This window comes from Mesorhizobium sp. ESP7-2 (assembly GCF_020164715.1).
In the GTDB taxonomy this organism is placed as follows: Bacteria; Pseudomonadota; Alphaproteobacteria; order Rhizobiales; family Rhizobiaceae; genus Mesorhizobium.
In genome coordinates this window covers 47,815-69,009 of sequence record NZ_JAIUGQ010000006.1, presented here as the reverse complement: position 1 = coordinate 69,009, position 21,195 = coordinate 47,815, and the positions used below count along the sequence as shown (strand labels likewise).

Below are 21,195 nucleotides of genomic sequence, written 5' to 3'. Positions count from 1 at the left end.
CCGCATCGGGGGTGACGATGCAACAGGAGAAAACCATGAGAAAGACAACCAAGCTCGCACTTGCCTTCATCGCCCTGGCCGGAGCCGTCGGCGGCGGTGCCTATGCCGAGAATGTCGACAGCGCGAACATGCGTGAGCGCACCATGATGCGGCTCGACAAGGCAATGAAGGACAATGGCGGGACCATCACGTTCGACCAGTTCTCCAATGTCGTGGACGCGCGGCTCAAGAAGCTTGTCGCCGACAATGGCGGCAAGCTGACTGTCGCCCAACTCGCCGACGCACTGGAGAAGGCGCGCTTCGAACGCATGGCCAGGCGCATCATCGCCCGGTACGACAGCAAGGGCGACGGCACGTTGACATCAGACGACATCACGGGCCGCGAAAAGAAGCTTTTCGCGATACTCGACAAGAACAACGACGGAAAGATCGAGAACCGCGAGCTGCCGAAGAGCGGGCGCTTTGGCCGCCATCGTAAAGGAGGCGACGACGAAAACGGCATGCCGTGAGGCTGGCTGACGCAGGCTCCGGCGCCGTCAGCCGAGGCCTGCCGCTCAGGCCGCAACCTTGATCGTCGATGTTGCCTTCTTCAGCGGAATGCGCACCGACACGATCGTGCCGACGCCTTCGGTGGAACGGATCTTCAGTGCGCCTCCTTGCAACTCGGCCAGCGAGCGCGAAATGGCAAGGCCGAGGCCGGAGCCGGCATGGTTCTTGGAGAACTGGTTCTGCACCTGCTCGAAGGGACGCCCGAGCTTGCCGAGCGCTTCCTTCGGGATACCGCAGCCATTGTCCTCGATCGTCAGCACCAGCGCGCCCGACGTGTTGCGGGCTCTGACCGATATGTGGCCGCCCTGACCGGTGAATTTCACAGCGTTGGACAGAAGGTTGATGACGATCTGCTTGATCGCCCGGCGATCGGCGAACAGCGTCAGCGCGTCGGCGATACGCGTTTCCACGGTGATCGCCTTTTGCGCCGCCTGAAGCGAGACGACACGCACCGTCTCACTGATCAGCGGACCGAGGTCGATCTGCTCCTGGTCCAGCGAGAACTGGCCGGCCTCGATCTTGGACATGTCGAGAATGTCGTTGATGACGCCGAGCAGGTATTTGCCGCTGCTGTTGATGTCGGTGGCGTACTCCTCGTAGCGCTCCGAGCCCAGAGGGCCGAACAGCCCCTGTTCCATCAGTTCGGAGAAGCCGATGATGGCATTCAGCGGCGTGCGCAATTCATGCGACATGTTGGCCAGGAACTCGGATTTGGCCCGGTTAGCCGCTTCGGCGCGCTCGGTTTCCTTCATGTATTTGCGGTTGAGGTCGACCAGTTCGCGCGACCGTTCCTCTTCGGCCCGCCGTGCGAGGCTGAGATCATGGATCGTCGCCATCAGCCGGCGCTCGCTGTCGACCAGCTTTTCCTGGTGCAGCTTGATCTGGGTGATGTCGGATCCGACCGAGACGGTGCCGCCATCCCTGGTTCTGAGTTCGTTGACCTGCAGCCAGCGGCCGTCGGACAGCTGCCGCTCGAACGTGGCGCCGCCCTGCGGACCATTGCTGTTCGCAAGCCGGCGCTCCGAAGCAAAGGCCAGCATCCGCTCTTCCAGGGACGCGCGCGTCACACCTGGCATCACGTCGCGATCCGAGAGCCCGTTGTCCTGCTGGTATTTGGAATTGCACATGATCAGGTGCTGAGCCGAATCCCACAGCACGAAAGATTCATTGATGTTCTCGATCGCGGTCCTGAGGCGAAGATCGGCCGCTTCGGAGCGCAGCGCCAGATGCCGTTGCTCGGTGACGTCGACCGCGATGCCGATCAGCTGGATCTCCGGCGCTTCCGGATCCATGACCTGTGCCCGGGCGCGCATCCACACCCATTGGCCATCGGCATGCCGCATCCGGAACACCTGGTCGATGTGGTCGATCTCGCGCGCTACGATCCTGTTGGCGAGCTCGAACAGGTCGCCGTCCTCGGGATGGATGATCTCGTCGACCTCGCCGAAGGACAGCATCGTCTCGCAGGGTTCGTAGCCGAGCATGTCGTACATCGAGCGCGACCAGTACATCTTGCCGCGCACCATGTCCCAGTCCCACAGGCCGCAACGGCCGCGAACCAGCGCCATGTCGATACGCTGATGTGCTTCGAGATAGATGCGGTCGGCTGCCTGCGCGCGCGCCGCCTGCCCGAAATAGGCATAGAGGATGATGATCAGCACGCCGCCCGTCAGCACGAACAGCGTGACATTCAACGAGACGGTCTTGCGCCACGTGTCGAAGACCGCTTCCTGCGGCACAAGCGCCGCGGCGGCTCCCTTCCTGTCCCTGGACAGGCTGACCGCCGCATACCAGTCCTGCCCGCCGATGTTGACCTCCATGACACCGGCGCGATCGCCGAACATGAACAGCGGTTGGCCGCCCTGGACGAGGCTGTCGAGCGAATGGCCTTGCCAGGGCACCGAACGCGGCGTCACCGCGGTGATCCTGAAGGCGCTGTCGGTGATGACAAGCACATGGCTGCGGCCCATCGCTCCCTGGCGGCTGGTAGTCTCCAGCAGGTCCTGGGTGGCGCCCGGCAGCGTGTCCGACGTGGTGGCGAGCGAACTGGCGAGCTGCGCGGCGGCCAGCGTCAGGACCGCCTTGGCGTCGCGCTCGACATCATCACGCTCGTTCATTAGCGAGAGCACACGCAGCGCCGCGATGACGATCAGGAAGATGATGATGAGGGCCGGTATCGACCGGCGCAGGAGCGGTTCGGCCGCCAGAAGCCGCTTGTAGGCCGGTTCGGCAATGAGCCGCGTATTCCCGGCAAGGCCGTCGCCGCGCGTCTCACGGCGCGCAAAAGCTATCCCTCCGGGCGCGCCCCACGCGTCCGCCTTCGCCATAAATGGCACTCCCCGATTTCCAGTATGCCGCATTTCTATGTGCTGGTGATCCGGCAACACCGCACTTCCGAATCGCCATTAAAGAATCAAAGGTGATTCGCCTTGTCCAGTGGTCCGGCGAAAAAAGATTAAAAATCGACTAAAATAGCGGGCTTCTGGAAGTGCGGCGGCTCGGCCTTGCCCCGTCGGGAAGGACAGGGCGCCTACGCCAGCGTGCGCTCGACGATGTCGCGCAGGTCCGCCGACAGGTCTTCGGCATTGGCGATCGAAACCAGCGCTTCCCTGGCCTTGGCTTGCCGGCCCGGTTCGAGCGAACGCCAGGACCTGAGCGCGGTCGCCAGCCTTGCCGCCACTTGCGGGTTGCGCTTTTCGACCTCGAGCACAGTCTGCGTGAAGAAACGGTAGCCTTCTCCGTCGGCGCGGTGGAAGCCGGTCTGATTGGCGCTGGAGAATGTGCCGATCAGCGAGCGCACACGGTTCGGGTTACCCATCGAGAAACCCGGATGAGCGGTCAGGGCGCGAACGGTGTCCACCGCCTGTGGCCCCGGCACGCTGGCCTGGATCTGGAACCATTTGTCCATGACCAGCGGGTCAGACGCATATGTCTTTTCGAAAGCCGCCAGCGCTTTTTCCGCCTCCGGCGATCCGTGGTGACGATGCGCGAGCACGGCCAATGCGGCCGCGCGGTCGGTCATGTTCGTCGCGGACTGGAAATGCCCGGCCGCCAATGCCGCTCCACCGGGCAGCAGCGAGAGATAATCCAGCAGAATGTTGCGCAAGGCGCGTCGTCCGGCGCTTGCCGCGTCGGGGCTGAAGGCGGTCTGGTCGGCAAGGCTGTCGTAGAGGCGGGAAAATGCCTCGCCATTGACCGTGCTGATCGCCAGCGCAAGCGCCTGGCGAGCCGAATGGATGGCGTCCGGATCGATGTTCTTGCCGATGTCACGCGCGATGTCGGCGTCGCCGGGCAGCGCCAGAGCCAGAGCTCGATAGGCTGGCTCGAGTGTCTCGTCGCTGGCGATGCTGCCGGCAAGCTCCGTCAGCCGCGGAGCGAAGTCCGGCTGTTTGCCGCCAAGGATCTGGCGGAAGGCAGCGATCAGCGCATCGGTGAGCAGCGTGTTGAAGGCCTGCCAGCGCGAGAAGGCGTCGCTGTCGTGGCGGGCGAGGAAAAACTGGTCGGCCGCCTTCTGCTCGACCGACAGCGTCACCGGCGCCGAAAAGCCGCGGTTGAGTGACACCGCCGGTCGTTCGGCAACGCCGGAAAAGCGCACCATGTGACGGCGCTTGCGAATATGGATGACGCCGTCCTCGACGCTGGCGCCCTCGACGCCGCTGTATCGAACCGGCTCGCCGCCGGCGCCGATCAGGCCGAAGGCGAGCGGGATATGCATCAGCCGCTTGCGGCTTTCCGACGGTGTCGGCGGCACCGACTGCTCGATCTCGAGCGTGAATTCCTGTGCGGCCGGATTGTGCGTCGAGCTCACGGTCAGGTTGGGTGTGCCCGCCTGATGGTACCAGAGCGCGAATTGCGAAAGATCGCGGCCGGACGCCTCCTCGAACACCTTGATGAAGTCCTCGATGGTCGCGGCTTCGCCGTCGTGGCGTTCGAAATAAAGATCCATGCCGGCGCGAAAGGCCTCAGCCCCGAGAATGGTGCGGATCATGCGCACCACTTCGGAGCCTTTTTCGTAGACCGTGGCCGTGTAGAAATTGTTGATCTCGCGGTAGCGGCGCGGCCGCACCGGATGTGCCAGCGGACCCTGGTCCTCGGGAAACTGGTGCGCACGCAGCGTGCGCACTTCGGCGATGCGCTTGACCGCGCGCGAGCGCTGGTCGGCGGAGAATTCATGATCGCGGAAAACCGTCAGCCCTTCCTTCAGGCAAAGCTGGAACCAGTCGCGGCAAGTGATTCTGTTGCCTGTCCAATTGTGGAAATACTCATGCGCGATGATCGCCTCGATATTGGCGAAATCGGCGTCCGTCGCCGTCTCCTGGTCGGCCAGGACGTATTTGTCGTTGAAGATGTTGAGGCCCTTGTTCTCCATCGCGCCCATGTTGAAATCCGACACGGCGACGATGTTGAAGACGTCGAGGTCGTACTCGCGGCCAAAGGCCTCCTCGTCCCATTGCATCGAACGCTTCAGCGCGTCCATCGCGTAGCCGGCGAGCGCCTCCTTGCCGGGCTCGACATAGATGCCGAGCTCGACCTTGCGGCCGGACATGGTGACGAAACTGTCGGCGACCTGGCCGAGATTCCCGGCCACCAGCGCGAACAGGTAGGACGGCTTGGGGAAGGGATCGTGCCAGTTGGCGTAGTGCCAGCCATCGGCGAGATCGCCGTTCTCGACCGGATTGCCGTTGGACAGGAGCAGCGGCGCCTCGTCGCGCCGCGCCTCGATCCGCACCGTGTAGACGGACAGGATATCGGGGCGATCAAGAAAATAGGTGATGCGGCGAAAGCCCTCCGCCTCGCACTGCGTGCAGTAAACGTTGTTCGAACGGTAAAGGCCCATCAGGGCTTCATTGCCGGCCGGCGCCAGTTCGGTTTCGATCAGCAGTTGGAAACAACGTGCGGCCGGCGGCTTGAGCAGGGTCAGTTGGTCGGGGCTCGCCAGCAGATCGGCCGGTCTCACCGTCTTGCCGTCGATCTCGACGCGCTTGAGCGTCAACCCGTCGCCGTCGAGCACCAGCGGAGCCGACGTGGATATGCCCTCGCGGCGCTCGACGGTCAGTATCGCGGTGACGACCGTGGCCTGTGGCGAAAGACGGAAGTCAAGGTTGGTCTCCGGAATGAGGTAGTCGCTGGGGCGATAGTCCTCGAGTTTGAAGACTTGGCCTGTGTCGGTGCGCATTCCCTGGCTTTTCCTGTCTTTTCCGGGGACCGGACATGTTTTGACTGGTCCAAAAAATTCAAAGTCCGCGCTCTTTACACGAAACAGCCCCTCGACAAAACTGCGGCAGAGCCTAATTCAGGCCATCCTTTCACCGTCGCGAGGCAGTCATGACCGCCGTCACACCGAAATTCGGGATGGGCGCTTTCGTTCGGCGCGCCGACAATTTCCCGTTCTGCCATTTCGAGACCCGCTACGTGCCCTCGATCGCGGGCAGAGACGCGCGGCCAAAGTGACATCAAGGGCGGAGGCGCGGCCAGAAACCACCGGCGGCCACGGTACGCTGAGAGGCATCGTGCTGAAGATCGTCTCCGTGGCGGTTTTTGTTTGCATGCAAACCTGTATCAAGGCGGCGGGCGACGTGCCTGCCGGGCAGATCGTCTTCTTCCGTTCCTTCTTCGCCATCTTTCCGATCATTGCCTTCCTGGCATTGAAAGGACATCTGGCCACGGCATTCGCCACGAAACGTCCTTTCAACCACGTCGCGCGTGGCGTCGTCGGCGTCGGTGCCATGGGGCTCGGCTTTTTCGCGCTAACCAGGCTGCCCTTGCCGGAGGCGATCACCCTGAACTATGCACAGCCGCTGCTGGTCGTGGTGTTCTCCTCGGTGTTCCTCGGCGAGACGATCCGCGTCTATCGCTGGAGCGCCGTCGCGATCGGCCTCATTGGCGTGCTCATCATTTCCTGGCCGGAACTGACACTGCTCAGTTCGGATCGAGGGCTGGACGACCAGGAGGTCCTGGGCGTCATGGCCGCGCTGGCGGCCGCGGCAATCTCGGCTGTCGCCATGCTGCTGGTGCGCAATCTCGTGCAGACGGAGAAGACGGCCACCATCGTGCTGTGGTTCTCGTCGACCGCGAGCGTGCTCTCGCTGCTGACGCTGCCCTTCGGCTGGCAATCGCTGACGCCGGCGCAAGCAGCACTGCTCATCATGGCCGGCTTTTGTGGCGGCCTCGGCCAGATTCTCATGACCGCGGCCTATCGCCATGCCGAAGCCTCGGTGGTGGCGCCTTTCGAATATACCTCGATGATCCTCGGTGTCGTCGTCGGCTATTTCGTTTTCGGCGACGTGACCTCGTCCGGCACGCTGATCGGTGGTGCGATCGTGGTGGCAGCCGGCATTTTCATCATCTGGCGCGAACGGCAGCTGGGTCTGGAACGCACGAGGACCCGCAAGGCGGCCCTGCCACAGGGGTGATCACGACCGTTCCGACCGTTCTTTCGCCAACCGCACCAACACCGCCCGTGTCTGTTCGTCGGCCGGGAAGAACGACTCGATCGCCAGTTCCGACAGCGTGACATCCAGCGGCGTGCCGAACACGGTAATGGTGCTGATGAAGGAAAGCACCGTGTCGCCATGGGCAAGCCTGAGCGGGTGGACGATGGCATTCGGCTCGACCGGCGCCGGCCGGCTGCTCTTCAGGCCGGAGGGGTAGCCGCGAAGCTCTTGCTCCAATGCGACCAGCACCGGGTCGCCAGCGGCATCGTTCTGATGCTTCAGCCGTTCGAGCAGGTGAGTGCGCCATTCCAGGAGATTCACTATACGCTGCGCGACACCACCTGGGTGCAGGCTGAGCCGCAGCACATTGACGGGTGGCTGGAGCAATGAGGGCTCGGAAATATCGGCCAGGAATGGCCCGATTGCCGCGTTGGCCTTAACCAGGTTCCAATGCCGGTCCACCGCCAATGCCGGAAACGGCTCATGCCCCTTGAGCACCATCTCGACCGCCGCCATCGCCGGTGCCAGCGTCGTATCGGTGAGCGACCGTTCGCCGAAGCTCGGCGCAAAGCCCGCGGCCAGCAGCAATTGATTGCGTTGCCGCAGTGGGATCGCAAGCTGCTCGGCCAGATGCAGCACCATGTCGCGCGAAGGCGCGGCGCGACCGCTTTCGACGAAGGAGAGATGCCGCTGCGAAATTTCCGCTTCCATGGCGAGATCGAGCTGGCTCATGCGGCGGCGCGTACGCCATTCGCGGATGAGACTGCCGGCGGAGGTTTGAGGCGTTGTCATGGGAGAATGGTTAGGCTGCGGGCCAAAGCATTTCAATTACCTGCGAAGTCATCGCTAGGAGAGCGCCCGCAGCTTCGCCTTCACCTCGAGAAAATCCCGCCATGCCAGCTTCTTGTGTGCGGGCGTCCGCAAGAGATAGGCCGGGTGCAATGTCGGCATGGCCGGAATGGCAATGCCGGACGCCGTGGTGTGGATGCGCCAGTTGCCGCGCAGCCGCAGGATACCTTCCGAGGTGTTGAGCAAGGTCTTGGCCGACGGACCGCCGAGATTGATCAGCACCTTGGGATTGACCAGCTCGATCTGACGCTCGATGAACGGCCGGCAGATCTCGGTCTCGTGCGGCGTCGGCGTGCGGTTGCCGGGCGGCCGCCAGGGAATGACATTGGCGATGTAGACCGAGCCTCGGTCGAGCCCGATCGCAGCCAGCATGCGGTCGAGCAGGCGGCCCGAGCGGCCAACGAAGGGCAGGCCTTCAATGTCCTCGTCACGGCCGGGGGCTTCACCGACCAGCATGACAGCGGCTTGTGGGTTGCCGTCGGCGAATACGAGGTTCTTGGCGGTGGCCTTGAGATTGCAGCCCTCGAAAGCGGCCATGTGCTGGCGCAGCTCGTCGAGGGACACTGCCGCGGTGGCCAACTGGCGCGCCAGCGCCGCCTGCGCTTCGTCGGGCACGGCCGAGGTCGACGGGCGCGGGGCCGGAGCATCCGGCACTGCGCGCCCATCGAGGCGCGGCGGAGCCAAGGGCGGTTCCGGTGCGCTGCTTTCGCGTGGCGTCGCCGTCGGCATGCGCTCCGCCGGCTTCGGCGCGGCCTCCGCGAACCGGTTGACCGGCGCATCCTCCAAAGCCTCGTCAACACCCGCGCTGGCATAGAAGGCGAGCAGATCGGCGAGATCGACCGGATTGTTGGGAGAGGCGGCAGTCATGGCCGCACCATCGTCCGGGCGGCATCGATTTGCAACCTCGGAAGGCGTGGCGATAGCCAATCCCAAGGCGACGTCGCGGCCTAGCCGGTGGGTATGCGTGGATCTTGCACGAGATAGAAGGTCCATCGCGGCGTGTAGTCGGTCATCAGGAACTCGAAGCTGGCGGTCCTCGTAGGATCGACCTTGCCGTTCTTGAACAGCAGCCGGTCATAGGGTTCGAACTCGCGATCGAAATCGGCGAAATTGCTCGACCAGATATTGTCGGGCGTCTTGTTGCGCTGGTCGAACGAAAGCCCGTCTCCGAACACGCTCGGCTGGTCCAGTATTTCCTGCAGCTCGAACTGGAATTCGATCCAGGCCTGGCCGCTGTTGTTGAGCACGTCAAGGCGCATATACATGATACCGTTGGCGAACTCACCCGCCTTGCCGAATGTCTGGATCGGCTTTGTGGTGCGGATGGTCAGCGTCACGGGTGTCGCCGAATTCAGCTCTTCGGTGATGACCAGCGGATCGTCCTTGGTTCCGATGCCGGAGGCTCCGGTGATGCGGAAACCGCCAAGCTCGTCGGAGAACGAGTACGCGCCTGTCGCCCAGACCTTCACTTCATCCGCGACGGCATGACCCGGCGCCAAAGCCAGAAGGGCCAAAGTAATCGCCCGGCAGGCCCGGCCGGGCGTTGATGGAAAGCGCGTCGAAGAGAAGCCGCCTGGCCCGGGAATGCGCATGGCGGGAAGTATGGCCGATAAGCAAGCCGTCGAACAATAAAAAACATGGGCTTGAGGGGCCGCGCCGCGCGGAAACGGCTTGCCTGCCGCGGAATGCGCGACTTTTTGGCCAAATCCGCATTGTCACGTATGCGCCGGTTTCCTGTCGCCAATTGATGCGCTATGCAGCGCGGGAGCCAGCAAGATACGCCAACTGCGGCAAGCCAGTGCGGAGGGGTTGATGAGCGATATCGAACGCGAGAGCATGGAATTCGACGTGGTCATCGTCGGTGCCGGTCCGGCCGGCCTTGCCGCGGCCATCCGCCTCAAGCAGGTCAATCCCGAGCTTTCCGTCGTCGTGCTGGAAAAGGGCGGCGAGGTCGGCGCCCATATCCTGTCGGGTGCCGTCGTCGATCCGATCGGCATCGACCGGCTGCTGCCCGGCTGGCGCGAGGAGGATGGTCATCCCTTCAAGACGCCGGTCACGGCGGACCATTTCCTGGTGCTCGGCCCCGCCGGCTCGTTCCGCCTGCCCAACATCCTGATGCCGCCGCTGATGAACAACCACGGCAACTACATCGTCTCGCTGGGTAACGTCTGCCGCTGGCTGGCCGGCAAGGCCGAGGCGCTTGGCGTCGAGATCTATCCAGGCTTTGCCGCGACCGGCCTGCTCTACAACGAGGCGGGCGCCGTCACCGGCGTCGTCACCGGCGACATGGGCGTCGAGAAGGACGGCACGCACGGTCCGGGCTTCGCACCGGGCATGGCGCTGATGGGCAAGTATGTGCTCATCGGCGAGGGCGCGCGCGGTTCGCTCGCCAAGCAGCTGATCGCCAAATACAAACTCTCCGATGGCCGCGAGCCGGGCAAATACGGCATCGGCCTCAAGGAACTCTGGCAGGTCAAGCCGGAGAACCATCGGCCGGGTCTGGTGCAGCATTCCTTCGGCTGGCCGCTCGACATGAAGACCGGCGGCGGATCTTTCCTCTACCACCTCGAGGACAATCAGGTGGCGGTCGGTTTCGTCGTCCACCTCAACTACAAGAACCCGTATCTATCGCCTTTCGAGGAGTTCCAGCGTTTCAAGACGCATCCCGCGATCAAGGGTACCTTCGAAGGCGCCAAGCGGTTGGGCTATGGCGCGCGCGCCATCACCGAAGGCGGCTGGCAGTCGGTGCCCAAACTGTCCTTCCCCGGCGGCGCGCTGATGGGCTGCGCGGCGGGCTTCGTCAACGTGCCGCGCATCAAGGGCTCCCACAATGCGGTGCTGTCGGGGATGCTGGCGGCCGATCATGTTGCCGAGGCGATTGGCGCCGGCCGTGCCAATGACGAGCTTTCCGCCTACGAGGAAGCCTGGCGGGCGACCGACATCGGCAAGGACCTGAAGAAGGTGCGCAACGTCAAGCCGCTCTGGTCGCGCTTCGGCACCATCATCGGCGTCGGCCTCGGCGGCCTCGATATGTGGCTGAACACGCTGTTCGGCGTCTCGCCCTTCGGCACGCTGAAGCATGGCAAGGCCGATTATGCCACGCTCGAGCCTGCCGCCCAGCACAAGAAGATCGCCTATCCGAAGCCGGATGGCGTGCTCACCTTCGACCGGCTCTCCTCGGTGTTCCTGTCCAACACCAATCACGAGGAAAACGAGCCGGTGCACCTGATCGTCGGCGACATGGCTCTGCAGCAACGCTCCGAGCACGATGTCTTCGCCGGACCTTCCACGCGCTATTGCCCGGCGGGCGTCTATGAGTGGGTGGACAAGGATGGCAACGCCGCCGCCGATCCGCAAGCCAAGGACGTGCGCTTCGTCATCAACGCGCAGAATTGCGTCCACTGCAAGACCTGCGATATCAAGGACCCGAACCAGAACATCGACTGGGTGCCGCCGCAAGGCGGTGAAGGACCGGTCTACCAAGGTATGTGAGCCGAGCGCCGGCAGGCCGTCTCGACCCGGCGGAAGAAATACCGGCCATGCGAGCGGCAGCGGATCTGTTTCTCGCCGTTGCGAAACGGGCGGCTTCGCTCAAGCCCGTTGAAGCGCAGCGCCGAGTGTGGTCTGCTTGGCCACTGACAAAGGGGAGGCGGACATGCGCCTGACCAGCCTGACGATGCTCACCGCGGCCTGTGTGCTGTCCTGTGTGTCAGCCGCATCGGCGGGCACAAGGCTCGTCGTTCACGTGCGTAGCTATGATGTTGCCGGAAAGACCGGGGCCGACCTTATCGAGGCCATGGATCGGCAGGGACCCAAGCACGGCTATATGACGCGCGCTATCGCCGAAACCGGCTACACCGTACATTGGGATCTCGACATCAGCCGCCAGGATGGGGCCTGTCATTTGCGACAGGCCAACGGCACACTCGACCTGACCTACACCTTCCCGCGGCTCTCGCCGACAAGCCAAGGTCTGCGCAAGCGCTGGGACCGTTTCATGGCCGGCGTCCGCAAGCACGAGCACACCCATGGCCGGATTGCGAAAGGCATGATGCGGGCCACCGAGACTGCGCTTGCCGGCCTGGAGCGTCCGGACAACTGGTTCTGCACGGGCACACACCTCGAGGCGAGGCGGCGCATCAACACCATCTATGCCGAATACGAAGCCAAGCAGAACGCTTTCGACGCGCGCGAGCATCGTGGCGGCGGCCATGTCGAGCACCTTGTCGACGCGCTGACCAAGCCTTGACTGGTGCGCACTGCGAGCGTTGGCTCCGTTTCGGATCAGCCGCGCGGCCTGTTTGGAACGTCGCGTGCCGCGAGCGCGCTCTCATGCTCGTCATGGGGTTGCTTGTCGCTCGTGCGGACGGAGAACTCGACCAGCACCGGCAGATGATCCGAGCCGGTATCCTCCAGCCGCGTCGAAGACAGGATGGTCAGCCCGCCCTTGCTGAACACCTGGTCGATCGGCAGGCCTGCATAGCGGCGCAGGAAGTCGGGCAGTGTCCGGTGGATCCAGGTCGGACCGGCTGAAGGCATGAGTTTCAGCCCGCCGAGAGCCGCGACCCGCCGCACCGCCGCACTCCATTGCACGGCGTTGCAATCCCCGGCCATGATCGCGGTCTCGCCGAGCGCCGCCAGTGGCTGCGCCAGTTCGCCGATTTGCCAGTATTGCTCCTTCGGCCAGGGCCAGCTCAAATGGATCGCGGCGACATCGACATCGCTCCCGCCAAAGTCGATGGTGGCGGTCGCCATCGCGCCGCGCGGCTCGCAACGCGGCGCGGTATTGGCGGCAAACGGCCGGCGCGACAGCAGCGCCACGCCGAACATGCCGTTCGGGTAGGGGCAGAGGATCCGATAGGGGTAGGCGCTGGCGATGTAGCCAAGCTCGGTCGACCACATCGCCGACACTTCGTCGAGCGTGATCACGTCCGGATTGGTGCGGCCGATCAGCGACAGCACTTTCTTCGGCGTTGGGTTATTGAAGCGCAGGTTCATCTGCAGCAGGCTGTAGACGATCTGGTCGGCGGGCTTGGCAACCGCCGGCTGCGGCCACGGCCTGGGCAACGCGCTTGCCGTCGTGGCCAGGCAGCCGATGGCGAAGAGCAGTGCCGCGGCCGCCTGCAGCCGGTAGGAACTCGCAAGCAGGGGCAGCGCCAAAAGCGCCATCAGCACGCTGAGGTGAATGCGGAAATGCGAGAAGGAATCGAAAGCGGGGTGCAGCGCGCCGAAGAACCCGGCCAACAAAGCCGCCGACAATGCCGTCATCGCCAGGAATGCCAGCCCAGCCGTCATGTTCAAGCGCGCGCCTGTTGTCATTGAGGTCGTGTCTGCGAGGTCGTGTCCGCTGAATGCCACCTGTCGATCCGTTCGATTTGCTTATCGGCCAAATTGCGGCCTGAGCAAGACGACGAATTGCCTCGCCGAGGCTTCGCACGACGCCTACTGGAATGCTGTCTCCGAAAAGCTCCGGAGCTTGCGTGAATGCAGCCGCTCCATCGGCATCTCGGCCAGCTTCTCCATCGCCCTGATGCCGATGGTCAGGTGCTGCGCCACCTGGCGTTTGTAGAACTCGGTCGCCATCCCAGGCAATTTCAGTTCGCCATGCAGCGGCTTGTCGGAAACGCACAGCAGCGTGCCGTAGGGGACGCGAAAGCGGAAGCCATTGGCCGCGATCGTCGCCGATTCCATATCGAGCGCGATCGCGCGCGACTGCGACAGGCGCTGCACCGGTCCGCGCTGGTCGCGCAGTTCCCAGTTGCGGTTGTCGATAGTGGCGACGGTGCCGGTGCGCATGATGCGCTTCAAATCATAGCCCGACAGGCCGGTGACCTCGGCGACCGCTTCCTGCAGCGCAACCTGGATCTCGGCCAGCGGCGGAATCGGCACCCAGACCGGCAGATCGTCGTCCAGCACATGGTCCTCGCGCACATAGGCATGCGCCAGCACATAGTCACCCAGCGCCTGGGTGTTGCGCAGGCCGGCGCAGTGACCAAGCATCACCCAGGCATGCGGCCGAAGCACCGCGATATGGTCGGTGATGGTCTTGGCGTTGGAAGGACCCACGCCGATATTGACCATGGTGATGCCGCCATGGTTCGGCTTCTTCAGATGATAGGCCGGCATCTGCGGCAGGCGCTGTGGCGCTACGCCCTCGCTGGGCGCGCGCTGCCCGGCCCGGGTGATAACGTTGCCAGGTTCGACAAATTCCGCGTAGCCGTCACCACCTTTTTCCATCAGGTCGCGGGCGCGGGCGACGAACTCGTCGATGTAGAACTGATAGTTGGTGAACAACACGAAGTTCTGGAAATGCTGCGGGCTGGTTGCGGTGTAATGCGTCATGCGGTGCAGTGAATAATCGATGCGCTGCGCCGTGAACGGCGCCAGCGGTCGGGGTTCGCCGAAGGCGGCCTCGAACGTACCGTTGGCGATCTGGTCGTCGGTGCCGTCGAGGTCCGGCACGTCGAACAGGTCGCGGATCGGCCGCTCGATACGTTCGGCAGCGGCGCCGTCGACATAGGTGCCTTCCAGGAAAGCAAAATGCAGCGGGATCGGCGTGGTCGATTCAGAGACCGTCACCGACACGCCGTGATTGCGCATGATCAGCCGAAGTTGCTCGGTGAGATAGGCTTCGAACAGGATCGGCTGGGTGACCGTGGTAGCGAAATGACCTGGTGTCGGCATGTGGCCATAGGCCTGGCGCGAGTCGACCTGGGTGAACGAACTCGTGGTGACGCCGATCTGAGGATAGAAGGCCCGGTAACGTTTGCTGCTGTCGCCGCCCGCGGCAAGTGCCGCAAAGGAGTCGCGCAGGAACTTGGTGTTGCGGTCGTAGAGCACCTCGAGCGCGGCAACGGCCTTTTTGGCGTTGTCGAAGCTTTGCCGGCCAAAAGGCTCGGGCATGACAACCGATTCGATGGCTTGGGGGTAGATTCGCTTTTCCATGGCTCAATATAGAGACTTGGACGGGCGGTTGGGAGGGGGCTCGCCGCCGAAGGCGCTCAAAGCGCCATTTTTTCTTTATCCGCGCTGCAGGCTGACCAGCAGCACGAACCCGACGCCGGACTTTCTGAGCGCCGGCGCCTCGATCGTCGAGCCGGCATCGGCGCGCATCATCGGCACTGCCAGGACCGGAGCGGCCAGGAGCATCAGGATAAGCGCCGCCCGCGGCAGCAGCCGGAGGATCCTGGAGAGATTGGCGGCGATGCGGTTCATGATGTCTGTGCTTTTCTTTTCGAGGTTCTCTGTTTCAGTGGCGAAGGTTGGTCGGGCAGGCGAGGCGGCACATTCTGGTGGCTTCGTCCCACGAGCGGGGGGAACGGCCCGCTTCGGCGACGAGGATGGCGAAGAACATTCCAAACAGGCTCATCAGCAGGCAGACGATGGTGAAGCGGCGAGCAAGCATTGGGTCCGTGTCTCCTTCAACACGCCGGAGAATGCGCTGACGCCTCTGAACCGGCCCTGATGCCAGCGTTCATCTGCGGTTCAAATTGATTGACGGGATATTGGCTGGCTTGCCGGCTACCCGAATGCCGATCGAGCGCCACTGCCTGCGCCTCGATAAAACGAAAACGGGGCCCGCCAGGCCCCGTTTTGAGATCACAAGGAGATTGACGATCAGAGCTTGTGCCAGATCTGGCTCTTGCAGATCAGTCCGCCGAGCACGCAACCGCTCATCTTGAGCGAGGCACCCGATAATGTCGCCTTGCCGGAATAGGTCTTGTCGTTTGCCGGATCGGTGATGTTGCCGGTATATTTGTTATCGCCGGCCGCCGTGAGCGAGCCGATGGTCTTGCCGACATATTTACCGGACTTGAGCGTGATGGAAAATGAACCGCCGCCTGAAATGGCCGCGGTGTCGCCCGCCTGCGTTTTCCAGTTGCCCTCGATCGGATCGGCCCATGCTGCGCCGCCCAGCATCAAAGTGGCCGCCAGGGCCAGGCTCACTTTTCGAAACATGTCTTCCTCCCTTTGGATAGCCGGCCGGATGCTCCGCCTCGCCGGTCTGCCGCTTACGCAAACGTAAGCTAATCCAGCTTCCGTCAAAACAAAAGCGGTGCCGCAACGGAAGACTTCGGCATTTTGAATGCGCCTGAATTCGCCTGGTCGGCGCGGGAATGAAAAACGACCGGCGTGTCGCGTTTGTTTCCCGTGGTTAGCGGAGTGTTGATTGCGGCCCCGAAAATTTTCGTCAAATTTGACGAAAACCAGCCGAATTGCTGGCTTCGTATCCTTAACGAATTTCCGCGTTTACCTCTTGTTTTAGCTTTGTTTTCCTCAAATTAAGCACGCCATTTAACGACGGATTCAAGCCTGCGCGGCATTCTCGAAAGCATCGAAAGAGCGGCCCGGACAAGACAAACGGAGGCAGCTCTCGGGAGCCAGACAGGGGACTAAAATGGCACGTTTTGAAATGCTTGAAGCAGGCTTCGGCGCCATGGGGGCAACTGCCCAGGCCGACATTCTTTTCGAACTGGGCATGATGTATGCGACCGGTCGCGATTGCGAGACCGACGTCGTTGCCGCCCACAAATGGTTCAACATCGCCGCCATCAAGGGTTCGGCCCGCGCCGCGGAGTTGCGCTCGGAACTCTCGGCGGCCATGTCGAAGGTCGAGATCGCCAAGGCCCTGCGCGAAGCTCGCGAATGGATGACCATGCACTGAGTTCCGTCAGGCGGGGACGCTCCGGCCAAGGCCGCTAAAAGACGGTCGGGCCAACAGGGATAAGGCTGCGCAGACAGCCAGGCCACAGGCCAACAATGAAAAGAATGCGGCAGGCCGGCAGGTCCAAGCCGCGCGACGGACCATGATCCCGAAGTGGATCGGGGCTTCGGCAAGATCATGGCCAACAGGAAGACAGGGAAGGTGGGTTGGGTTCACAGCGCGGGGGCGCCGGGGAAACAGCCTGACAGGCAAAAAAGCCACGACCAGCCGAAACAAGGCTGGCGTGGCTTTTTGCGTGGATGAGGCCGCGCAGGCCCAATCGAGCGGCGTCAATGCGCCTAGACAGGCCCGATGAAGGATGAAATTGTCCCGCCTCTCTGGAAGAAGCGCGGCCGGGGCGGCCGCGCGTGAGTGGAGGAGTTCCATTGTCATGAAAAAACTGAGGATTTTGAGCGCGGCCATTTTCGGCCTGATGATGAGCGCGCCGGTCGCATTCGCCGACGACATCACCGTCTCGGTGGTCGGCCCGATGACCGGACAACTCGCGACCATCGGCGATCAGTTCAAGCAAGGCGCACAGGCCGCGGCCGATGCCATCAACGCCGCGGGCGGCGTCAACGGCTCGATGATCAAGCTCGACATCGAGGACGACCAGTGCGATCCCAAGCAGGCCGTGTCGGTCGCCAACCGCATCGTTGCCAACGGCGTCAAGTTCATCGATGGCCATGCCTGCTCGGGTTCGAGCATTCCGGCCTCGGCGGTCTATGCCGAAGCCGGCGCGCTGATGATGAGCCCGGCGTCCTCCAACCCGGTGCTGACCGATGCGGCGGCCAAGAACGGCTGGTCGACGATCATGCGTCTTTATACGCGTGACGACGCGCAGGGCGCCTTCATCGGTCCGTGGATCGCCAAGAAGTACGCCGGCAAGAATGTCGTGATCCTGCACGACAAGAGCGCCTACGGTCAGGGCGTGGCGGACGCCGTCAGGGCGACCATGAACGCTGGCGGCCTCAAGGAAGTCTACTATGATGCCATCAACCCCGGCGAGAAGGACTATTCGGCGCTTGTCACCAAGCTGAAGGACCTCAAGGCCGATGTCGTCTATTTCGGTGGCTACCATCCTGAGGCCGGCCTGATCCTGCGTCAGGCGGCGGAGCAGAACCTGAAGTTCCAGCTGATCATGCCGGATTCGATCGCCTCGCCGGAATTCTGGCAGGTTGCCGGCCCGGCCGGCGAGGGCACCATGTTCGTGTTCCCGTCGGATCCGCAGGCAAAGCCGGAAGCCAAGGCCGCCGTCGAGAAGATCAAGGCCGGCGGCTTCGTGCCGGAAGGCTTCACGCTGTTCTCCTACGCCGTGGTCCAGGCTTTCGCCGAAGGAATCAAGCGTGCCGGCAGCGACGATCCGGCCAAGGTTGCCGAAGCGTTGAAGAACGGCACGCCGATCAGCACCGTTGTCGGCGACGTCACCTTCGACGAGAAGGGCGACCTCAAGAATGCCAGCTACGACATCAACCAGTGGCACAACGGCAAATACGCACCGATCGCGCAGTAACCGCTCTGGCGATCAGATAATCTAAGGAAATGGCCGGGTTCGTCCCGGGCATTTCTGTTTGCGGCTCGCGATGCGCTCCTTCTATCTATCGGCCGGTTGCGGTGGTCGATGCGCCCTGTTCCTCGACGAACCGCACCAGCACCGTGCCGTCGTTGACCTGTGACCCTTCCCCGGCGATCTCGGCAATCACCCCGTCATGCGGGGCGGCGATGGTGTGCTCCATCTTCATCGCCTCGAGGATCAGCAGAATTTGCCCTTTGATCACAGCGTCGCCTTTCGCCACGCGCACAAGCTTGACGAGACCCGGCATCGGCGCGCGCAGGCTGCCGGAGGCGGCAGCCGCATCATCGCTCCTCGCCAGGGAATCCGGCACGGTGAAAGTATAGCCGACAGCGCCTTCGAACACCGTGATGTGGCCAGGCCAGCGGGCAAGGCGGGGAACGGCGCGAAGGTCATGCGAATTGATGCTGTCGTAAGGCGCATCGAGCGCCACCTGAAAGCGTCCGTCCGGCCGCATTGAAACCTTTGCCTGAATTGCCTCGTCGCCGAACTTCAGCCGCATGCGCCGCACCAGGGCCTGAAAATGCGCATAGCCGGCAAGCGACGACCACGGATCGTCCGACCACGGCAATGCTCCGGCACCCGAGGCCGCCAAGGCGGCGGCCGAGATGATTTCGCCGGTCGGCGGCGCTATCGCCGTCAGCGCTTCCTGGTGTCTCCCGATCAAGCCGGTATCGACGTCGCCTGCTGCAAAATCCGGATCGGCGGCAAGAGCGGCAAGAAAAGCGGTGTTGACGGTGGAGCCGGCAATCTCGGTTTGCGCGAGCGCTGTGCGGAGCGCTTCCAGCGCCGCCCCTCTGTCCCCGGCATGGACGACCAGCTTCGCGATCATGGGATCGTAATGAGGCGAGATGACATCGCCAGCCCGCACGCCGGTCTCGATGCGCATCGCAGCGCCTTCGGGGGCAACACCCGGAAATTTCAGGTGGTGCAGCGTGCCCGTTGCCGGCAGAAATCCCTTGGCCGCGTCCTCGGCATAGATGCGCGCTTCGATAGCATGGCCGGCAAGCGCGATCTCGCTTTGTGTCTTCGGCAGTTTTTCACCGCTGGCGACCCGCAATTGCCACTCGACCAGATCGGTGCCGGTGACCATCTCTGTAGCCGGATGCTCGACCTGCAGGCGGGTGTTCATTTCCATGAACCAGAAGCGGTCGGGCTTGAGGCCTTGCGAGGCGTCGACGATGAATTCGATGGTGCCGGCGCCGGAATAGTTGATTGCCTTGGCGGCCTTTACCGCCGCCTCCGTCATTGCCTTGCGCAAAGCCGGCGTCATGCCGGGGGCGGGGGCCTCCTCGATCACCTTCTGGTGGCGGCGTTGCGCCGAGCAGTCGCGCTCATAGAGATGCACGGCATTTCCGAAATTGTCGCCGAATACCTGCACCTCGATGTGCCGTGGCTTGTCGACATATTTCTCGACCAGGACGCGGTCGTCGCCGAAGGCGGCCTTGGCCTCGCGCCTGGCGCTGGACAGCGCCTCGGAAAAATCATCGGGATGGTCGACGCGCCGCATGCCCTTGCCGCCGCCGCCGGCACGCGCCTTGATCAGCACGGGATAGCCGATCTCGCGGGCCTTTGAGGCAAGCAGCACGATCTCCTGCGCCTCGCCATGATAGCCCGGAACCACCGGAACGCCGGCCTTCTCCATCAACCGCTTGGCAGCGTCCTTCAGCCCCATGGCGCGGATCGAGGCCGCCGACGGGCCGATGAAAATGAGGCCCGCCGCCACCACCTGGTCGACGAAATCGGGGTTCTCCGACAGGAATCCGTAACCGGGATGAATGGCTTGCGCGCCCGTTCCCAGCGCCGCCGCGACAATCCTGTCGCCGCGCAGATAGCTCTCGCCGACAGGCGAGGGACCGATATGGACCGCCTCGTCGGCCATCTCGGCATGCAGGGATCTCGCATCGGCATCCGAATAGACGGCGACGGTGTGCACGCCAAGCTTGCGGGCGGTGCGGATGACGCGGCAAGCGATCTCGCCCCGATTGGCGATCAGGATTTTCGTGAACATGGAGCCTCCCGGATTTGCGTCGGGCGGCGCCATTCCGGCAGACGCCCGCTTATTTGGACGCGGCGATCTCGCAGGCGCCGCCCGTGGTTACCTTGTAGTGCGCGCGCGTGCCCAGGCAGGATTTCATGGCCAGTTCTTCCGCCGCCTTTTGTGACGGCGCGTTCAGGTGCCCGCCGCAGATTATGTATGATGACATGATCCGGGCATAAGGCGTGGTGGCGTAGGCCGAATGGCCGCTGGCCGCCACATAGGCCTTGTAGGTCTTGGTGCATGGATCCTTCGGGTTCCGCGGCAAATAGGGCGGGAATCGCTTGTCCCCCTCGCTTCCCGCCAGCGATCCGGCCGTGCTCGCGCCATGCGCCGCGGTTAGCAGCAATGCGGAAAGTAGTAGAGTAGACACATTCCGCGAAAATTGCAGTTTCATTTTTACCCCATCCCCATTGCAAAGTGCAGGATGAGCAATAGCGAATATTCTCCAGTACCGCCAGACCGGCAGGGCAGGGTCGCGATTTTGTGAGCGAATGAATGGTCTGGCCTATAAAATTCAATCTTCACCCAATGTTGCAAGAATACCCCGGTATAGTTCCGCCATGGCTTCGTCGAAGCAGCAGAAAATAACGGTTTCGGGAAGCGCGTTCTGCCCGATGAAATCATTGACCTCCTCGACGGCGACTTTGGCCGCGTCCTCTTTCGGATAGCGGTATACTCCGGTCGAGATGGCCGGGAATGCCACCGAGCTGCAATCATTGGCGACTGCTAGTTCAAGCGAACGCCGGTAACAGGAGGCCAGCAATTCGGCTTCGCCCTTGCCGCCGCCCTGCCAGACGGGCCCGACAGTATGGATGATGTGTCGAGCGGGTAGTTTATAACCCTTGGTGATCTTGGCGTCGCCGACCCTGCAGCCATTCAGCATCCGGCATTCGAACTCAAGCTCGCGGCCTGCCGCGCGATGGATGGCGCCATCGACGCCACCACCACCAAGAAGCGAAGTGTTGGCGGCATTGACGATGGCGTCGACATCGAGCTTCGTAATGTCCCCTGTGTGGACTTGGATTCTGCCTTGGGCCTTCCTCAT

The 21,195-nt window shown here is 63.1% G+C and carries 20 protein-coding genes; 7 read left to right on the top strand and 13 right to left on the bottom strand.

What is annotated here, in order from left to right:
• Positions 1–35 precede the first annotated feature (35 nt).
• A complete protein-coding gene (locus LB543_RS08350) occupies positions 36–509 on the top strand; it encodes a hypothetical protein (RefSeq protein ID WP_224613733.1) in 474 nt (157 codons plus the stop codon).
• Positions 510–554: 45 nt separating this feature from the next.
• Here LB543_RS08350 and LB543_RS08345 read toward each other — a convergent pair whose 3' ends face one another.
• Both LB543_RS08345 and pepN read right to left on the bottom strand, forming a co-directional pair.
• Positions 555–2,876, bottom strand: coding sequence for a PAS domain-containing sensor histidine kinase (locus LB543_RS08345; RefSeq protein ID WP_224613732.1), 2,322 nt, complete (start codon positions 2,874–2,876; stop codon positions 555–557).
• Between the two features lie 203 nt (positions 2,877–3,079).
• The gene (gene pepN / locus LB543_RS08340; protein WP_224613731.1) at positions 3,080–5,725 is read right to left on the bottom strand and encodes an aminopeptidase N; all 2,646 of its coding nucleotides are present in this window, start codon (positions 5,723–5,725) and stop codon (positions 3,080–3,082) included.
• 149 nt (positions 5,726–5,874) lie between these two features.
• Between pepN and LB543_RS33875 the strand changes: the two genes are divergently transcribed.
• Both LB543_RS33875 and LB543_RS08335 read left to right on the top strand, forming a co-directional pair.
• The gene (locus LB543_RS33875) at positions 5,875–6,000 is read left to right on the top strand and encodes a hypothetical protein (protein WP_263498631.1); all 126 of its coding nucleotides are present in this window, start codon (positions 5,875–5,877) and stop codon (positions 5,998–6,000) included.
• On the top strand, positions 5,997–6,962 hold the full coding sequence (locus tag LB543_RS08335) for a DMT family transporter (RefSeq protein WP_224613730.1): 966 nt from the start codon (positions 5,997–5,999) through the stop codon (positions 6,960–6,962). The genes LB543_RS33875 and LB543_RS08335 overlap by 4 nt, the downstream gene beginning before the upstream one ends.
• Here LB543_RS08335 and LB543_RS08330 read toward each other — a convergent pair whose 3' ends face one another.
• The 3 genes from LB543_RS08330 to LB543_RS08320 form a co-directional block, all read right to left on the bottom strand.
• Entirely contained in the window at positions 6,963–7,775 is an 813-nt protein-coding gene (locus tag LB543_RS08330; protein WP_224613729.1) for a helix-turn-helix domain-containing protein, read from the bottom strand.
• A 54-nt stretch (positions 7,776–7,829) separates the two neighbouring features.
• Positions 7,830–8,699 carry a uracil-DNA glycosylase family protein gene (locus tag LB543_RS08325; RefSeq protein WP_140810180.1) on the bottom strand — a complete coding sequence of 290 codons (870 nt, stop codon included), beginning with the start codon at positions 8,697–8,699 and terminating at the stop codon, positions 7,830–7,832.
• A gap of 80 nt (positions 8,700–8,779) precedes the next feature.
• A complete protein-coding gene (locus tag LB543_RS08320) occupies positions 8,780–9,424 on the bottom strand; it encodes a hypothetical protein (protein WP_224613728.1) in 645 nt (214 codons plus the stop codon).
• A 220-nt stretch (positions 9,425–9,644) separates the two neighbouring features.
• Here LB543_RS08320 and LB543_RS08315 point away from each other — a divergent pair, with 220 nt between their 5' ends.
• On the top strand, positions 9,645–11,324 hold the full coding sequence (locus LB543_RS08315; RefSeq protein WP_224613727.1) for an electron transfer flavoprotein-ubiquinone oxidoreductase: 1,680 nt from the start codon (positions 9,645–9,647) through the stop codon (positions 11,322–11,324).
• 163 nt (positions 11,325–11,487) lie between these two features.
• On the top strand, positions 11,488–12,081 hold the full coding sequence (locus tag LB543_RS08310; RefSeq protein ID WP_140759209.1) for a DUF922 domain-containing protein: 594 nt from the start codon (positions 11,488–11,490) through the stop codon (positions 12,079–12,081).
• Between the two features lie 35 nt (positions 12,082–12,116).
• On the opposite strand, the gene LB543_RS08305 is transcribed toward LB543_RS08310, so the two are convergent.
• From LB543_RS08305 to LB543_RS08285, 5 genes are all read right to left on the bottom strand, one after another.
• The gene (locus tag LB543_RS08305; RefSeq protein ID WP_224613786.1) at positions 12,117–13,127 is read right to left on the bottom strand and encodes an endonuclease/exonuclease/phosphatase family protein; all 1,011 of its coding nucleotides are present in this window, start codon (positions 13,125–13,127) and stop codon (positions 12,117–12,119) included.
• 147 nt (positions 13,128–13,274) lie between these two features.
• Positions 13,275–14,735 carry an AMP nucleosidase gene (locus tag LB543_RS08300; RefSeq protein ID WP_224590567.1) on the bottom strand — a complete coding sequence of 487 codons (1,461 nt, stop codon included), beginning with the start codon at positions 14,733–14,735 and terminating at the stop codon, positions 13,275–13,277.
• A 117-nt stretch (positions 14,736–14,852) separates the two neighbouring features.
• On the bottom strand, positions 14,853–15,047 hold the full coding sequence (locus LB543_RS08295; RefSeq protein WP_140759215.1) for a hypothetical protein: 195 nt from the start codon (positions 15,045–15,047) through the stop codon (positions 14,853–14,855).
• A gap of 34 nt (positions 15,048–15,081) precedes the next feature.
• Positions 15,082–15,237, bottom strand: a complete 156-nt coding sequence (locus LB543_RS08290; protein WP_181178630.1) for a hypothetical protein — start codon at positions 15,235–15,237, stop codon at positions 15,082–15,084.
• 212 nt (positions 15,238–15,449) lie between these two features.
• Positions 15,450–15,791: a DUF2147 domain-containing protein gene (locus LB543_RS08285; protein ID WP_224613726.1), complete on the bottom strand. Its 342-nt coding sequence runs from the start codon at positions 15,789–15,791 to the stop codon at positions 15,450–15,452.
• 439 nt (positions 15,792–16,230) lie between these two features.
• Between LB543_RS08285 and LB543_RS08280 the strand changes: the two genes are divergently transcribed.
• On the top strand, positions 16,231–16,497 hold the full coding sequence (locus tag LB543_RS08280; protein WP_010915070.1) for a sel1 repeat family protein: 267 nt from the start codon (positions 16,231–16,233) through the stop codon (positions 16,495–16,497).
• 430 nt (positions 16,498–16,927) lie between these two features.
• Entirely contained in the window at positions 16,928–18,049 is a 1,122-nt protein-coding gene (locus LB543_RS08275) for a branched-chain amino acid ABC transporter substrate-binding protein (RefSeq protein ID WP_140810184.1), read from the top strand.
• An 85-nt stretch (positions 18,050–18,134) separates the two neighbouring features.
• Here the strand turns inward: LB543_RS08275 and LB543_RS08270 are convergent, their stop codons facing one another.
• The 3 genes from LB543_RS08270 to LB543_RS08260 form a co-directional block, all read right to left on the bottom strand.
• The gene (locus LB543_RS08270) at positions 18,135–20,120 is read right to left on the bottom strand and encodes an acetyl/propionyl/methylcrotonyl-CoA carboxylase subunit alpha (protein ID WP_224613725.1); all 1,986 of its coding nucleotides are present in this window, start codon (positions 20,118–20,120) and stop codon (positions 18,135–18,137) included.
• Positions 20,121–20,169: 49 nt separating this feature from the next.
• A complete protein-coding gene (locus LB543_RS08265) occupies positions 20,170–20,544 on the bottom strand; it encodes a hypothetical protein (RefSeq protein WP_224590562.1) in 375 nt (124 codons plus the stop codon).
• Positions 20,545–20,664: 120 nt separating this feature from the next.
• On the bottom strand, positions 20,665–21,195 hold the full coding sequence (locus tag LB543_RS08260) for an O-acetyl-ADP-ribose deacetylase (protein WP_224613724.1): 531 nt from the start codon (positions 21,193–21,195) through the stop codon (positions 20,665–20,667).

Coding starts and splice junctions, on each gene's coding strand:
- LB543_RS08350 (WP_224613733.1), top strand. CDS start 36: ATGAGAAAGACAACCAAGCTCGCACTTGCCTTCATCGCCCTGGCCGGA.
- LB543_RS08345 (WP_224613732.1), bottom strand. CDS start 2,876: ATGGCGAAGGCGGACGCGTGGGGCGCGCCCGGAGGGATAGCTTTTGCG.
- pepN (WP_224613731.1), bottom strand. CDS start 5,725: ATGCGCACCGACACAGGCCAAGTCTTCAAACTCGAGGACTATCGCCCC.
- LB543_RS33875 (WP_263498631.1), top strand. CDS start 5,875: ATGACCGCCGTCACACCGAAATTCGGGATGGGCGCTTTCGTTCGGCGC.
- LB543_RS08330 (WP_224613729.1), bottom strand. CDS start 7,775: ATGACAACGCCTCAAACCTCCGCCGGCAGTCTCATCCGCGAATGGCGT.
- LB543_RS08325 (WP_140810180.1), bottom strand. CDS start 8,699: ATGACTGCCGCCTCTCCCAACAATCCGGTCGATCTCGCCGATCTGCTC.
- LB543_RS08320 (WP_224613728.1), bottom strand. CDS start 9,424: ATGCGCATTCCCGGGCCAGGCGGCTTCTCTTCGACGCGCTTTCCATCA.
- LB543_RS08315 (WP_224613727.1), top strand. CDS start 9,645: ATGAGCGATATCGAACGCGAGAGCATGGAATTCGACGTGGTCATCGTC.
- LB543_RS08310 (WP_140759209.1), top strand. CDS start 11,488: ATGCGCCTGACCAGCCTGACGATGCTCACCGCGGCCTGTGTGCTGTCC.
- LB543_RS08305 (WP_224613786.1), bottom strand. CDS start 13,127: ATGACGGCTGGGCTGGCATTCCTGGCGATGACGGCATTGTCGGCGGCT.
- LB543_RS08300 (WP_224590567.1), bottom strand. CDS start 14,735: ATGCCCGAGCCTTTTGGCCGGCAAAGCTTCGACAACGCCAAAAAGGCC.
- LB543_RS08295 (WP_140759215.1), bottom strand. CDS start 15,047: ATGAACCGCATCGCCGCCAATCTCTCCAGGATCCTCCGGCTGCTGCCG.
- LB543_RS08290 (WP_181178630.1), bottom strand. CDS start 15,237: ATGCTTGCTCGCCGCTTCACCATCGTCTGCCTGCTGATGAGCCTGTTT.
- LB543_RS08285 (WP_224613726.1), bottom strand. CDS start 15,791: ATGTTTCGAAAAGTGAGCCTGGCCCTGGCGGCCACTTTGATGCTGGGC.
- LB543_RS08280 (WP_010915070.1), top strand. CDS start 16,231: ATGGCACGTTTTGAAATGCTTGAAGCAGGCTTCGGCGCCATGGGGGCA.
- LB543_RS08275 (WP_140810184.1), top strand. CDS start 16,928: ATGAAAAAACTGAGGATTTTGAGCGCGGCCATTTTCGGCCTGATGATG.
- LB543_RS08270 (WP_224613725.1), bottom strand. CDS start 20,120: ATGTTCACGAAAATCCTGATCGCCAATCGGGGCGAGATCGCTTGCCGC.
- LB543_RS08265 (WP_224590562.1), bottom strand. CDS start 20,544: ATGAAACTGCAATTTTCGCGGAATGTGTCTACTCTACTACTTTCCGCA.
- LB543_RS08260 (WP_224613724.1), bottom strand. CDS start 21,195: ATGAGGAAGGCCCAAGGCAGAATCCAAGTCCACACAGGGGACATTACG.